The organism is Mannheimia bovis, assembly GCF_014541205.1.
In the GTDB taxonomy this organism is placed as follows: domain Bacteria; phylum Pseudomonadota; class Gammaproteobacteria; order Enterobacterales; family Pasteurellaceae; genus Mannheimia; species Mannheimia bovis.
In genome coordinates this window covers 382,847-397,279 of record NZ_CP061280.1, presented here as the reverse complement: position 1 = coordinate 397,279, position 14,433 = coordinate 382,847, and the positions used below count along the sequence as shown (strand labels likewise).

12 protein-coding genes are annotated in these 14,433 nt (G+C 42.6%); all 12 read left to right on the top strand.

Annotated elements, in window-relative coordinates; translation table 11 throughout:
* Positions 1-162: 162 nt before the first annotated feature.
* The 12 genes from ICJ55_RS02025 to ICJ55_RS01970 all read left to right on the top strand — a co-directional run bounded on the left by ICJ55_RS02025 (position 163) and on the right by ICJ55_RS01970 (position 14,427).
* Positions 163-2,040, top strand: a complete 1,878-nt coding sequence (locus ICJ55_RS02025) for a PTS mannitol transporter subunit IICBA (RefSeq protein WP_188157120.1) — start codon at positions 163-165, stop codon at positions 2,038-2,040.
* Positions 2,041-2,098: 58 nt separating this feature from the next.
* Positions 2,099-3,238, top strand: coding sequence for a mannitol-1-phosphate 5-dehydrogenase (locus ICJ55_RS02020; RefSeq protein ID WP_188157119.1), 1,140 nt, complete (start codon positions 2,099-2,101; stop codon positions 3,236-3,238).
* 8 nt (positions 3,239-3,246) lie between these two features.
* The gene (locus tag ICJ55_RS02015; RefSeq protein ID WP_425168891.1) at positions 3,247-3,762 is read left to right on the top strand and encodes an MltR family transcriptional regulator; all 516 of its coding nucleotides are present in this window, start codon (positions 3,247-3,249) and stop codon (positions 3,760-3,762) included.
* Between the two features lie 178 nt (positions 3,763-3,940).
* Positions 3,941-5,806: an SLC13 family permease gene (locus ICJ55_RS02010; protein ID WP_188157118.1), complete on the top strand. Its 1,866-nt coding sequence runs from the start codon at positions 3,941-3,943 to the stop codon at positions 5,804-5,806.
* A gap of 238 nt (positions 5,807-6,044) precedes the next feature.
* Entirely contained in the window at positions 6,045-7,043 is a 999-nt protein-coding gene (yiaK, locus tag ICJ55_RS02005) for a 3-dehydro-L-gulonate 2-dehydrogenase (RefSeq protein ID WP_188157669.1), read from the top strand.
* A gap of 113 nt (positions 7,044-7,156) precedes the next feature.
* Entirely contained in the window at positions 7,157-7,618 is a 462-nt protein-coding gene (locus tag ICJ55_RS02000; protein WP_188157117.1) for a NanQ anomerase/TabA/YiaL family protein, read from the top strand.
* Between the two features lie 8 nt (positions 7,619-7,626).
* A complete protein-coding gene (locus tag ICJ55_RS01995; protein WP_188157116.1) occupies positions 7,627-8,109 on the top strand; it encodes a TRAP transporter small permease in 483 nt (160 codons plus the stop codon).
* Positions 8,106-9,383, top strand: coding sequence for a TRAP transporter large permease subunit (locus tag ICJ55_RS01990; RefSeq protein ID WP_188157115.1), 1,278 nt, complete (start codon positions 8,106-8,108; stop codon positions 9,381-9,383). Before ICJ55_RS01995 ends, ICJ55_RS01990 begins: the two co-directional genes overlap by 4 nt.
* A 93-nt stretch (positions 9,384-9,476) precedes the next feature.
* Positions 9,477-10,463 carry a TRAP transporter substrate-binding protein gene (locus tag ICJ55_RS01985; RefSeq protein WP_188157114.1) on the top strand — a complete coding sequence of 329 codons (987 nt, stop codon included), beginning with the start codon at positions 9,477-9,479 and terminating at the stop codon, positions 10,461-10,463.
* A gap of 82 nt (positions 10,464-10,545) precedes the next feature.
* Complete coding sequence (locus tag ICJ55_RS01980) at positions 10,546-11,529, top strand: TRAP transporter substrate-binding protein (RefSeq protein ID WP_188157113.1); 984 nt, start codon at positions 10,546-10,548, stop codon at positions 11,527-11,529.
* A gap of 124 nt (positions 11,530-11,653) precedes the next feature.
* On the top strand, positions 11,654-13,138 hold the full coding sequence (locus ICJ55_RS01975) for a sugar ABC transporter ATP-binding protein (protein WP_208455134.1): 1,485 nt from the start codon (positions 11,654-11,656) through the stop codon (positions 13,136-13,138).
* 242 nt (positions 13,139-13,380) lie between these two features.
* Entirely contained in the window at positions 13,381-14,427 is a 1,047-nt protein-coding gene (locus tag ICJ55_RS01970) for an ABC transporter permease (RefSeq protein WP_006249001.1), read from the top strand.
* Positions 14,428-14,433: the final 6 nt, after the last annotated feature.

Below are 14,433 nucleotides of genomic sequence, written 5' to 3'. Positions count from 1 at the left end.
AATTTAAAAGTGTGAACTAGATCACATTTTTAAATTATGCTTAAAAAAATTAATGTGATCTACTTCACATTTTAGAGAGAAATATTTTTGTAACTTTTCAAAATGGTGTTATTTTGCACACGATTTATTCAACCCTAATTTTCTCTCCTTTTCGAGGTTTTTATGTCTAATTTAAAAGTGAAAGTTCAAGGCTTTGGACGCTTTCTCTCTAATATGGTGATGCCAAACATCGGTGCATTTATTGCTTGGGGTTTCATCACCGCGTTATTTATTCCAACCGGTTGGTTGCCAAACGAGACGTTTGCCAAACTTGTTGGACCAATGATTCAATACTTACTGCCGTTACTAATTGGTTATAGCGGTGGTAAATTAGTCGGTGGCGAGCGTGGTGCGGTTGTGGGTGCAATTACCACAATGGGTATCATCGTCGGTACTGATATTCCAATGTTCTTAGGTGCAATGATTGTTGGTCCATTAGGCGGCTGGGCAATCAAAACTTTCGATAAAGCCATCGACGGCAAAGTGAAAAGCGGTTTTGAGATGTTGGTAAACAACTTCTCTGTAGGTATCATCGGTATGATTTTAGCGATGTTATCGTTCGCTTTCATCGGTGGTGTGGTAACGCAAATCTCTGCGGCATTAGGTGCAGGTGTGGGTGCGTTGGTTGATGCAGGTTTACTGCCATTAACCTCAATCATCGTTGAGCCGGCGAAGATCCTGTTCTTAAACAACGCAATCAACCACGGTGTATTCACTCCGCTTGGTACAGCCCAAGCACAAGAAGTGGGTAAATCTATCCTGTTCTTAATTGAAGCGAACCCGGGTCCGGGCTTTGGTATCTTACTTGCTTATATGTTCTTTGGTCGTGGTACAGCAAAACAAACCGCCGGTAGTGCGTCAATCATTCACTTCTTAGGTGGTATCCACGAAATTTACTTCCCGTATGTGTTAATGAGCCCACGTTTAATCTTAGCGGTAATCGCAGGTGGTGCAACAGGCGTTTTAACTAACTCATTATTAGGCGGTGGCTTAATCGCTCCGGCATCTCCGGGTTCTATTTTTGCAATCCTTGCGATGACTGCACCGGGTGCACATTTTGCGGTAATTGCTTCTGTAGTGCTTTCTTGTGCGGTAACTTTTGCGATTGCTTCAGTATTACTTAAAACACAAAAAACTGATGCTTCATTAGAAGATGCACAAGCACAAACCCAAGCAATGAAAGCAGAGAGCAAAGGTGTGGCGGTAGCTGCGGTAAACGGCAATATCCGTAAAATCTATGTAGCGTGCGATGCAGGTATGGGCTCAAGTGCGATGGGTGCAAGTATGTTACGTAAAAAAGTACAAGCAGCCGGCTTAAACATTGAAGTACAAAACTTAGCGATTAACGATTTACCGAAAGATGCACAATTAGTTATCACCCACAAAGACTTGACTGCTCGTGCACAACAACGTGTTGCATCAGCTCAACACTTATCTTTAACTAATTTCTTAGACAGTGCGTTCTACGATAGCTTAGTATCGAAATTAAGCAATGAAATTGCTCCGCAAGCGGTTCAAAATTCACAAAATTTTGCAAATCCGGTTGTGGTTGAAGGAGCACAAGAAGAAGGCTTAAAACTTCAAGCATCGCAAGTGTTCTTAGGTTTAACGGCAAACAGCAAAGAAGAAGCTATCCGCTTTGCTGGCGAACAATTAGTGAAAGCAGGCTTTGTGCAACCAAGTTATGTTGATGCAATGTTCGCTCGTGAACAACTGGTTTCAACTTACTTAGGTGAAGGTTTAGCCGTTCCACACGGTACAGCGGATGCGAAAGATAGCGTACTCAAAACCGGTATCGTCGTTTGTCAATATCCGAACGGTGTTCGTTTCACCGATGAAGAAGATGGTGTAGCGAAATTAGTGGTAGGTATTGCGGCAAAAGGCAATGATCACATTCAGATTTTAAGTGCGATTACCAACGCTTTAGATGATGAACAAGCAATGCAAACTTTAACGCAAACTCAAAATGTAGATGAAGTATTAGCGTTATTGGCTAAATAATATTATGGGGCGACTTTCGCCCCTTTGTCTTTATATTAATTTTTTCGGAGAACAAATTATGAACGCACTCCATTTCGGTGCAGGCAATATCGGACGTGGCTTTATCGGTAAATTATTGGCAGATAGCGGCGTGTTCGTTACTTTTGCTGATATTAACCAAACTCAAATTGACCAAATCAACCAAAACAAACAGTATGGCGTGAAAATTGTGGGAGATGCAAGCCGTGTTGAAATGGTTAAAAATATTGCGGCGATCAATTCTAAAGATGAAGCAGCAGTTATCGAACAAGTTAAAACAGTTGATTTAATTACCACTGCCGTTGGTCCAAACGTATTAGGCTTTATCGCCCCACTTTTTGCAAAAGCACTAGTGGCTCGTGTGGAAAGCGGTAATACTCAACCGTTAAACATTATTGCCTGTGAAAATATGGTGCGTGGTACAACGTTCTTTAAAGGCAAGATTTTTGAAAATTTAACTGCTGAGCAACAAGCAGAAGTGGAAAAATTGGTCGGTTTTGTGGATTCTGCGGTAGATAGAATTGTGCCACCGGCAGAGCTAAACGAAAACGATCCGCTTGAAGTAACGGTTGAAGAATTTAGTGAATGGATTGTGGATAAAACCCAATTTAAAGGCTCAATTCCAGATATTAAAGGAATGGAATTAACCGATAACCTAATGGCATTTGTGGAGCGTAAATTATTTACGCTTAACACAGGGCATTTAATTTGTGCTTATTTAGGTAAACAAGCTGGTGTGCAATGGATCAAAGAAGCAATCGCAATTGATGAAATCAAAGCCCAAGTTAAAGCCACAATGGAAGAGAGCGGTGCGGTATTAATTAAACGTTATGGTTTTAATGAGGCAGCACACGCAGCCTATATCGAGAAAATTCTTAAACGTTTCGCCAACCCATACTTAAACGATGATGTAAACCGTGTCGGTCGTGAGCCAATCCGCAAACTCAGTCCGAATGACCGTTTAATTAAGCCACTTTCAGGCACATTAGAATATGATTTACCACATAGCAACTTAGTGAATGGCGTGGTAATGGCATTGCAATATCGTAATGAAGAAGACCCACAAGCGGTCGAATTGAGCCAATTTATTGCAAATCACGGTGTAGCCGCAGCAGTTGAGAAATACACCGGTTTAACCGACCAAGCTGTGATTGCGAAGGTTGTTGGGTTATATCAGTAAGTCTGGATATTGTGGACTACATCGACAAACTGAGCGAGGAAGCCTCATTACAGGGCTTTCTCGCCACCGCAAATCAACTGTTTGCTAACGGAGTGGAACAGTTGATTGAGCGGGTGTTTCGCAAAACGGACTTTGCATTAAAGTCAGTGGTGGATTCCTTGTTTGAACATCAAGGTCCGCTGGCTGATCTTTCTGTTCGCTTAAAAGTTTTACTCGGCTTAGGTGTGATCTCGCCGAAAGTATTTGAAGATATTTCACTTTTTCTTGAAGTGAAATCCCATCTAAGCGAAGAGGAAGAAGATTTCCCTTTTTCCCACCCAGCGGTGGTGCAATTTGCCAAAGATTTAAACCACGTTGATTTTTTTCCGATTAACGAATTGCTGAATGTAAAGGCAACAAAAGGCAATAAAGATTCAATGTTGTTTCAAATGCAGCAAATGCGGCTAGAAAAGATCGTACGTTCCAGCTTGATTTTGGCGGTTACCGAAATTGATGAACAACTAAATGTTGAAAGTCCGCTATAATAGGTAAGGGCATACGGTGTGCGTCCATTTACAAGCGGTTAGATTTGGCTAAATTTTTGCGAATAAAATTAAGGGGTACATTGTGCCTCTACTTAAATTCCCTCTTTTTGATCTTCTCGACTTTTTTATTTCCCTAAAGCGGTGTAATCTATCTCTAACTATTTTGGAGGATATGACTATGCAATCGCTTCTTGCTTTCGTGCCTGATTTTTTACAGCAGCAGCTCTTTTGGGTAATGGCTCTCCTTGTGTTTGCCATTTGGCAATTTATCCAAAACAAACTACGTATGGACGTTGTTGCCTTAATTGTAATGCTCTTTTTTAGCCTAACGGGCATTTTATCGGTAAAAGAGGTACTGGCAGGATTAAGCGATCCAAACGTGGTACTGATTGCTCTCCTTTTTATTGTGGGTGAAGGCTTAGTGCGAACGGGGGTAGCAAATCAAGTAAGCGATTGGCTGATGCGTGTTTCGGGAGCGAGTGAAACAAAGGTATTAGTGCTATTAATGCTCTCAATTGCCGGGCTTGGCTCTTTTATGAGTTCTACGGGCATTGTGGCGATTTTTATTCCTGTGGTATTAGCGATTTGTGCCGGTATGGGGATTTCCCCCCGCCGTTTAATGATGCCGCTGAGTGTTGCAGGCTTGATCAGCGGTATGATGACTTTAATTGCTACACCGCCTAACTTAGTCGCTCATTCCGAATTAGTGAAATCGGGCTTTGAAGGCTTTAGTTTCTTTAGCTTTACGCCGATTGGTTTGATTATTTTGGTACTAGGTATTGGTTATATGTTAGTCGCTCGCCGTTGGTTAGATAATGGTGAACAGCGTGAGGAGCTAAACTCAGCTAAACATTTTTCGATGCCTCACTTAATTGAAGAATACCAACTACGTGGCAGAGCCAAAATGCTATTAGTTGAGCCTGACTCAATTTGTGTCGGCAAAACGATTGGACAATTGGATTTACGCATCGGGCACGGCTTGAACATTATTGCCATTCAACGCAATAAACATTTCAGAACCATCACGGTAAATGCTTCTGTGAACGAAGTGTTCCAGCCAAAAGATATTTTGTTACTTGATACTGCCTTAGACGATGAAGCCTATCAACAACGTTGTGAAGAGCTTAAGCTCCGCCCGATTGAACTAAAAGGTGAGTTTTTCTCGACCCATTATCGCTCGGTGGGAATGGCGGAAATTTCAGTAATGCCTGAGGCTGAATGTATCGGCAAGACTATTCGAGAATTAAAGTTTCGCTCAAGATACCATTTAAGCATTGTAGGGCTAAAACGGGGTGATGAAATCATACAAGATGAATTACTTGAAACCCCACTAAAATTTGGGGATTTGTTATTAGTAATGGGCGTTTGGCAACAAATTCACCGAATGAATGATGACCAGCGTGATTTCTTTTTACTACGAGCACCGGTAGAAAGTAAAAATGCACCACCTGCTCTAAGCCAAGCACCACACGCTCTTTTCTCCGTATTCACAATGGTGGTGCTGATGATTACCGGCATTGTACCGAATGTAATGGCGGCACTGGTTGCTTGTTTGATGTTAGGTAAATTCCGTTGTGTTGATGTAAAAAGTGCTTATGATTCCATTCATATGCCAAGCATTATTTTAATTGTGGGTATGATGCCGTTTTCTATCGCACTGCAAAAAACCGGCGGGGTGGATTTAACCGTGAAGCTCTTGCTTGATGTAATGCAAGGTTTGGACGTGCATTTTGTCTTAATGGCATTATTTGTGTTTACAGCCATCATCAGTGCATTTATTTCTAATACTGCCACAGCGATTTTGGTGATGCCGATTGCGATTGCCATCGCTAACCAGCTTGGTTACTCGCCTGCTCCGTTTGCGATGATTGTGGCGGTTTCCGCTTCTGCTGCCTTTATGACGCCGGTTTCCTCGCCGGTAAACACAATGGTGCTTGCTCCTGGGGGCTATAAATTTATTGATTTCGTTAAAGTCGGTGTGCCATTTACCGTGCTGGTGATGCTAGTTTCAGTGTTTGTCATTCCAATTCTTTTCCCGCTCTAATATCTTCTTGATTACACAAGCGGTCATTTTGGCGTAAATTTTTACCAAAAAATGACCGCTTGCTCGTCTTCTTAAAAGTGTGATCTACCTCTCAAATTTACAAAAATATTTATAACCATTTGATTTTAAATGATTTTTATATTTTTGCTTTGATTGACTTTAAACTGCCTTAAGAGTACCTTATGAAACGTAATTTTACTATTTGAAATTTTAACTTTTAGAGGTATCCAAAATGACTATTCGAGTGTCTTATGACGATTTAAAAGCTCAATTCAAACGTGTTTTACTTTCTCGTAACGTGCGTGAAGAAATTGCGGAAGAGTGTGCAACCGTGTTTGCGGATACTACCCAAGCTGGTGCGTATTCACACGGGGTAAACCGTTTCCCACGTTTTATTCAACAGTTAGAGAACGGTGATGTGATCCCTGAAGCCGAGCCGACGAAGGTATTATCATTAGGTGCAATCGAGCAGTGGGACGCCCACCAAGCCATCGGTAACTTAACTGCGAAAAAAATGATGGACAGAGCGATGGAGCTTGCTTCACAAAACGGTATCGGTGTGGTGGCATTACGTAATGCAAACCACTGGATGCGTGGCGGTTCTTATGGCTGGCAAGCGGCAGAGAAAGGCTATATTGGTATCTGCTGGACGAACGCCTTAGCGGTTATGCCACCTTGGGGGGCGAAAGAGTGCCGTGTGGGGACAAACCCGCTTATCATCGCTGTGCCAACTACCCCAATCACAATGGTGGATATGTCTTGTTCAATGTACTCTTACGGAATGTTAGAAGTTCACCGTTTAGCCGGTCGTCAAACCTTCGTAGATGCCGGTTTTGATGATGAAGGCAACCCAACCCGTGATCCGGCAACGGTAGAAAGAAACCGCCGCTTAATGCCAATGGGCTTCTGGAAAGGTTCAGGCTTATCTATTGTGTTAGATATGATCGCAACATTGCTTTCTAACGGTGAATCAACCGCAGCGGTAACAGAAGATAAAGACGATGAATACTGTGTATCTCAAGTTTACATTGCGATTGAAGTTGATCGCTTAATTGACGGCAAAACTAAAGACGAAAAACTCAACCGCATTATGGATTACGTTCGTACCGCAGAGCGTGCAGACCCGGATGTTGCAGTTCGCTTACCGGGACACGAATTTACCCAAATTCTAGCGGACAACAAAGCAAACGGCATTCCGGTAGATGATACCGTTTGGGCGAAATTGCAGGCGTTGTAAAGAAAAACTCCCCTCTTTTCTAAAGAGGGGGATTAGATCGAGCGAATGTATCGTTCATCTGAAAAAATACAAGCGGTTCAATTTCCCAAAAATTTTGCAAAACGGAGCAATCAATGTTTTTCGGTCATATTTCAAATTACAACCCGAAGCAGTACCCAAAAGCGATTCAGTTCGCCTTGGATTATTTAAAAAATACCGATTTTGATGCGATGGAAGCAGGTGTTTACGAATTAAAAGGTCGTAGTATTTACGTTCAAGTGTTAGATCTTGAAACGAAAGAAAAATCCGCATTTCAGCCGGAAGTACATCAAAATTATTTAGACGTGCAATATTTACATAAAGGCGTGGAATTAATGGCGGCATCTATTGATTCAGGCAACAACCCTGTGGCAGTGGAATATAACCCTGAGCGTGATATTAAATTTTACGCTTCGGTGCAAAATGAAAATGAATTCCGCTGTGAAGCTGGTAACTTTGCGGTATTCTTCCCTGAAGATACACACCGCACGGCGATTTTTGCCGGAGAGGCAAAAATCCGCAAAGTAGTGGTAAAAATTGCGATGAGTGAAATTTGAGGTAACTTATGAAAGCCTTTGCACAATTAGCCGGAAAAGTATTAGAGGTATTGGCGGTAGTCATTTTATCCGCAATGTCGATTTTGGTTTTCCTCAATGTGGTGTTACGTTATGGCTTTAATAGCAGTATTAACGTCACCGAAGAAATTTCTCGCTTTATGTTCGTTTGGCTCACCTTTTTAGGTGCAGTATTGGCATTTAGTGAGAATCAGCACGTGAGCGTAACGATGCTGACAGATAAACTTTCACCAATGAAGAAAAAAGTATTAAGCGTGATAACTGATTGCGTAATGTTATTCTGCTGCTACTTAATCATTGATGGAAGCTGGATTCAATTTAACTTAAATTTAAATAACCTTGCTCCAATTTCAGGTTTACCACAAGGTATTACCTTCCTAGCAAGTACAGTGGCTGGTGTGTTAATCGCCATTTTAATTATCGCCCGCATTATCGGCAACGTTGGTGTTATTGCGAAAGGAGAAGTGAAATGACAGTTGTAATTTTTCTTTCAGCATTACTCGGTTCTATTTTATTAGGGATTCCGGTTGCCTTCTCACTCCTCGTGTGTGGTGTGGCGTTAATGCTACATTTGGATTTATTCGATTCACAAATCCTGGCTCAACAAATTGTAAGTGGTGCAGACAGCTTCTCATTAATGGCAATTCCGTTCTTCATCCTTGCGGGTGAAATTATGAACGAAGGTGGTTTGTCTAAACGTATTATTGACTTACCTATGAAATTAGTCGGTCACAAACGTGGTGGTTTAGGCTTTGTGGCAATTCTAGCTGCAATGATTATGGCAAGCCTTTCAGGTTCAGCAGTTGCTGATACTGCCGCGGTTGCCGCAATGTTGTTACCGATGATGAAAACCACTGGTTACCCGATTGATAAATCTGCGGGCTTAATTGGCACGGCAGGGATTATCGCCCCAATCATTCCGCCAAGCATTCCGTTTATCGTATTCGGTGTGGCAAGTGGCGTATCCATCACAAAATTATTCTTAGCCGGTATTTTCCCAGGTATTATGATGGGGATTTTCTTAGCCCTATTATGGTGGTGGCAAGCGAAGCGTTTAGACCTAATGACTTTCTCTAAAGCAACCAAAGAAGAACTTTGCATTTCGTTTAAAAACAGTATTTGGGCGTTGTTGCTACCTGTGATCATCATCGGCGGTTTCCGTTCAGGTATGTTCACCCCAACCGAAGCGGGTGCGGTTGCAACTTTCTATGCGTTAATTGTTTCACTATTCGTTTACCGTGAAATGAAGTTCAAAGATTTATATAAAGTGGTGTTAGCCGCAGCGAAAACCACAGCCGTTGTAATGTTCTTGGTAGCCGCAGCGAACGTAACCGGCTGGTTAATCACCGTGGCAGAGTTACCAACAATGCTAACTGAATTATTAGAGCCGTTAATTGAAAGCCCAACGACCTTATTATTGGTAATTATGCTTGCGGTATTTATTATCGGTATGGTGATGGACTTAACCCCAACAGTATTAATCTTAACCCCGGTATTAATGCCGTTAATTGAAGAAGCAGGCATCGACCCGGTTTATTTCGGTGTGTTATTCATCTTGAATACCTCAATCGGCTTAATTACCCCACCGGTGGGGAACGTATTAAACGTTATCACAGGCGTGTCAAAACTACCGTTTGACCAAGCTGCTAAAGGGGTATTCCCTTACTTAATGATGATGATTTTCTTGTTACTCTTATTTGTGTTCTTCCCGTCACTGATTTTAGTGCCGTTGGAATGGATGCAGTAATTAAATTTAACCTTGCAAGCGGTTAAAAGTGGCAAAAAATTTGCAAAAACTGACCGCTTGCATTTCACAATTTGTTTATCACAGGAGAACCCTATGAAACTTTTTAACTTAAAAACTTTAGCAGCATTAGTCGCAGGCGTTGCCGTAATGAGCTCTTCAGCTATCGCTGAAACTTCGCTACGTTTCGGTTACGAAGCACCACGTTCAGATAGCCAACACATCGCAGCGAAAAAATTCGATGAGTTATTAGCTGAAAAAACCAAAGGTGAAATCAAATTAAAATTATTCCCGGACAGCACCTTAGGTAACGCACAAACTATGATCAGCGGCGTGCGTGGCGGTACGATTGATATCGAAATGTCAGGTTCACCAAACTTCACCGGCTTAGAGCCAAAATTAAACGTAATCGACATTCCGTTTATCTTCAAAGATCGTGAACACGTTTACAAAGTGTTAGACGGTGAAATCGGTCAAGGCTTATTAAAAGATTTAGAAGCACAAGGCTTAAAAGGCTTAGCATTCTGGGATGTAGGTTTCCGTGCATTCTCTAACTCAAAACATCCGGTAAACAAACCTGAAGATATCAAAGGCTTAAAAGTACGTACCAACCAAAACCCAATGTACATTCAAGCATTTAACTTATTAGGCGGTAACCCGGTACCAATGCCGTTATCTGAGCTTTACACAGCATTAGAAACCCGTGCGGTAGATGCACAAGAGCACCCAATCGGCATCTTCTGGTCTGTGAAATTATACGAAGTACAAAAACACTTAAGCTTAACCAACCACGGCTACACTCCGTTAATCGTAGTAATGAACAAAGCGAAATTCGACAGCTTATCACCTGAGTTCCAACAAGCATTATTAGATGCAGCGAAAGAAGCAGGTCAATTCCAACGTGATCTAAACGTGAAAAACGAAAAAGAGATCATCGAGAAATTACGTAAAGCGGGCATCGAAGTTATCGAGCAAGTGGATAACGCACCGTTCAAAGCAGCGGTTGAAGCAGAAGTTCGTAAAGCCTTCGTTGAAAAACATGGCGATGAATTATTGAAAAAAGTGGATGCTTTAGCAAAATAATTTCAATGACTTAATTTAAGTCTAACACTCCCTCCGCCTCGGGGGGAGTTGCTGTATAGACTCTACATTCTTAGGAGAGACTATGAAACTTTTTAACCTCAAAACCCTTGCAACCTTAGTTGCCGGCTTTTCTTTGTTTTCCATTGCTCAGGCAGAAACAACTTTCCGTTTTGCCTATGAAGCACCTCGTTCTGACACTCAACACATTGCTGCGAAAAAATTTAATGATTTGTTGCAAGAAAAATCCAACAAAACCCTTAAATTAAGCCTGTTCGCAGATAGTACTTTGGGTAATGCTCAAACCGCAATCAGCGGCGTGCGTGGCGGTACTATTGATTTGGCAATGTCTAGCTCATCAAACTTCACCGGCTTGGTTTCAAAATTAAACGTGATCGATATTCCGTTCATTTTTAAAGATCGTGACCACGCTTATGCCGCATTAGACGGTGAAATCGGTCAAGGTTTATTAAAATCACTTGAAGAGCAAGGCTTAAAAGGCTTAGCGTTCTGGGAAGTAGGTTTCCGTGCTTTTTCTAACTCAAAACACCCGGTAAACAAACCTGATGATATCAAAGGCTTAAAAATCCGTACTAACCAAAACCCAATGTACATTCAAGCCTTCTCTATCTTAGGTGCAAACCCGGTACCAATGCCGTTATCTGAGCTTTACACCGCACTTGAAACCAAAGCAGTCGATGCACAGGAACACCCAATCGGTATTTTCTGGTCAGCAAAACTGTATGAAGTGCAAAAATATTTCAGCTTTACCAACCACGGCTACACCCCGTTAATTGTGGTAATGAACAAAGCGAAATTTGATGTGTTATCGCCAGAGCAACAAAAAGTGTTGGTAGAAACCGCTCAAGAAGCAGGTAACTATCAACGTCAGCTTAACTTAGAGAATGAGCAAAAAATCATTGATTCTCTGAAAAAAGCAGGTATTGAATTTGTCGATAACCTCGATACCACACCATTCAAAGATGCCGTTTCTGCCGAAACCAGAAAAGCATTTATTGAGAAAAACGGCGATGATTTAGTCAACGCAATTGATGCATTGGCGAAATAATCCTAAAAAACCATTGTAGGGGTGAAATGTGAATGATTATTCGCCCCTACAAGCGGTCAAAAAAGTAAAAAATTTTACAAACAACTTCCTCACAGGAGGAACAATGGCACAACCCATTCTAAGTATGCAACATATCATTAAACGCTTCGGCAGCCATACCGCAGTAAATGATGTTAGCCTTGATATTTATTCAGGCGAAATTGTTGCCCTGCTCGGTGAAAACGGGGCAGGCAAATCCACCTTGATTAAAATCCTCGCCGGTATTTACGACCGTGATGAGGGTGAAATTCTTTTCCATAACCAAAAAATTCAATCGGCACACGCCCTTGAAAAAGGCAACAAAAAACCGATTGCCTTTATCCACCAAGATCTTGGCTTAATTGAGTGGATGACGATTGCCGAAAATATGGCATTTGTGATGGGCTTCCCACGCCGCTTTGGCTTAATTGACTGGGCGAAAGTGCGTGAGCAGTCGCAAAAAGCCTTAGATTTCGTTGGCATTAAACTCTCTGCAGACACCCGTGTGTTTGATTTAAGTCGTACCGAAAAAGCTCTGTTAGCGATTGCCCGCGCGATTGCGGTAAATGCGGAAATTTTGGTATTGGACGAACCAACCGCGTCTCTCCCGGCTTCTGACGTAGAACACCTTTTCACTGTACTCAACCGCTTGCGTGAGCAAGGGGTGGGAATGATTTATGTAACCCACCGTTTAGACGAAGTGATCGCGATTTCCGACCGTATTCTTGTAATGCGTGATGGATTCCCTGTCGCTGAAGGCGAAACCAAACTTTACGATGTGAAAGGCTTGGTGAAAGCGATTGTTGGCGAAGAGAGCCGTGGCAGACAGCGTGTTGATTTACCAACCAACACCCCTGAAATTTTAAGCCTTGAAAATGTGGTAGTTGGTGATACCGGTCCGGTGAACTTACGCTTACATAAAGGCGAAATGATTGCTTTAGCAGGCTTACGCGGTGCAGGCCAAGAGGAGATCGGACGTTTATTATTCGGCGAACGTACCTTAGATAAAGGCTCAATCCGTTTGGATAACCAACCTTATTTAGCCAGTAACCCGCAAGATGCAATTGCAAAAGGTGTGGCGTTAGTGGCAGGCGACCGCACCCGTGAAAGTGTGTTTATGTCGATGACCACTAGCGAAAACCTGTTTATCAACCCGGTGTTAAGCGGCCACTCAGCGTTAAAACGCTACTCACGCCGTGAAGAATGGGGAGAAAGCTGGTACAAATTCCAACTGTTCGATATTCGCCCGAAAAACCTGTTTATTGACGCTAGTGCCTTATCCGGCGGTAACCAACAGAAAATCGTGTTGGCACGTTGGATGCACCTGAATACGCCAATCCTGATTTTGGAAGACCCAACCGCAGGCGTGGACGTGGGAGCAAGGGCAGAAATTTACGACTTGCTCAACAAAGCCCTCGCAGAAGGCGTGGCAATTATCGTGATTTCCACCGACTTTGAAGAGATCGCTCACTTATGTAACCGTGCGTTAGTCTTCAACCGTGGCGAAATTGCAGGTGAGTTACTTAATGAATATGTCAGCTTTGCGAATTTATTGGCGTTGGCATCGGATAGTAAGTCGAAACAAGTGTAAAAAATTGAACGCTCGATCAGATCCCCCTCTTTAGCAAAGAGGGGTTAGGGGAGATTTGGCAGAAGTGATTACGGAGAAAATAGGTGATTTTTATCATCTTTCTGATTGCTCAAAAGAGCATTATTTAATCTCTCACTTTGCTAATTTCTACTGCCAAATCTCCCCCTGCCCCTCTTTGCTAAAGAGGGGAGATAAACCGAGCAAAAATCACGTTTAGTGAAAAAATTTCAACGGAGTAATTTATGGCTCAAACAAACATTAAATCCACCGCGTTAGAGCAACCGGTGTCTATCGCTCGTGATGGCTTTATGGCGTGGTTTTCCCAAATGTCCACACGCTACGGCTTATTATGGCTTTGCGTGCTGTTGGTGATTATTTTCTCACTCACCACAGAATCCTTCGCTTCAATGCTAACTTTAAATGCAATTTTAGAAAGTAAATCGAAAATCGCCCTGTTAGCCTTAGCCGCAACCACCACGATGATCGTGGGTAAAATCGACCTAAACGTCGGTTTCGGTATCGTGTTATGGCACATTTTAGTCATTACCCTGCAAGTGCAATATGGCTTCTCGTGGTATATGGCGATTTTAATCGTATTAGTGATCGCTGCCCTTTACGGCTTGCTAAATGGTATTTTAGTTGCTTTAGCTGACATCGATAGCTTCGTAGCAACACTCGGCTCAGGCACAGTGCTTTATGCAGTCGCATTATGGCACTCAGGCGGTCGCCAAATCGTGGGTGATTTACCGGACGAGTTCATCGCTTTAAACAGCACCGAAATTTTCGGCATTCCAATCTCTGCCTTCTATGTGTTAGCCGTCGCCATCGTAATGTGGTTAGTGACTGAACACACCCCGACAGGCCGTTGTATGTACGCTGTGGGTGGCAACCCAACTGCGGCTCGCTTAAACGGCATTAACATCAAAAAATACACCATCGTGCCGTTTATTGTATCGAGTGTGATCACAGCCTTCACTGGCGTGCTGATCTCTGCACAACAAGGCGTAGGTCAGGCAAGCGTGGGTATGGACTACTTACTGCCGGCATTAGTCGGTGCATTCTTAGGTAGTACTACAATTCGCCCGGGACGTATTAACGTATGGGGAACGGTGGTCGGTATCGCCATTCTCGCTATCGGGATTTCAGGTATTCAACAATTTGGTGGAGCGTTCTGGGTTGAGCCGTTATTTAATGGTGCGACATTACTACTATCCATCACCATCGCAGGCTATGCCCAACGCAAACGCTTGTTAAACCAAAAAGCTGTACAGAAAAAATCAACCAACTAACCTTTG

Excerpts from the sequence above, each read along its gene's own strand:
- ICJ55_RS02025 (WP_188157120.1), top strand. The coding sequence starts at position 163 with ATGTCTAATTTAAAAGTGAAAGTTCAAGGCTTTGGACGCTTTCTCTCT.
- ICJ55_RS02020 (WP_188157119.1), top strand. The coding sequence starts at position 2,099 with ATGAACGCACTCCATTTCGGTGCAGGCAATATCGGACGTGGCTTTATC.
- ICJ55_RS02010 (WP_188157118.1), top strand. The coding sequence starts at position 3,941 with ATGCAATCGCTTCTTGCTTTCGTGCCTGATTTTTTACAGCAGCAGCTC.
- ICJ55_RS02000 (WP_188157117.1), top strand. The coding sequence starts at position 7,157 with ATGTTTTTCGGTCATATTTCAAATTACAACCCGAAGCAGTACCCAAAA.
- ICJ55_RS01995 (WP_188157116.1), top strand. The coding sequence starts at position 7,627 with ATGAAAGCCTTTGCACAATTAGCCGGAAAAGTATTAGAGGTATTGGCG.
- ICJ55_RS01990 (WP_188157115.1), top strand. The coding sequence starts at position 8,106 with ATGACAGTTGTAATTTTTCTTTCAGCATTACTCGGTTCTATTTTATTA.
- ICJ55_RS01985 (WP_188157114.1), top strand. The coding sequence starts at position 9,477 with ATGAAACTTTTTAACTTAAAAACTTTAGCAGCATTAGTCGCAGGCGTT.
- ICJ55_RS01980 (WP_188157113.1), top strand. The coding sequence starts at position 10,546 with ATGAAACTTTTTAACCTCAAAACCCTTGCAACCTTAGTTGCCGGCTTT.
- ICJ55_RS01975 (WP_208455134.1), top strand. The coding sequence starts at position 11,654 with ATGCAACATATCATTAAACGCTTCGGCAGCCATACCGCAGTAAATGAT.
- ICJ55_RS01970 (WP_006249001.1), top strand. The coding sequence starts at position 13,381 with ATGGCTCAAACAAACATTAAATCCACCGCGTTAGAGCAACCGGTGTCT.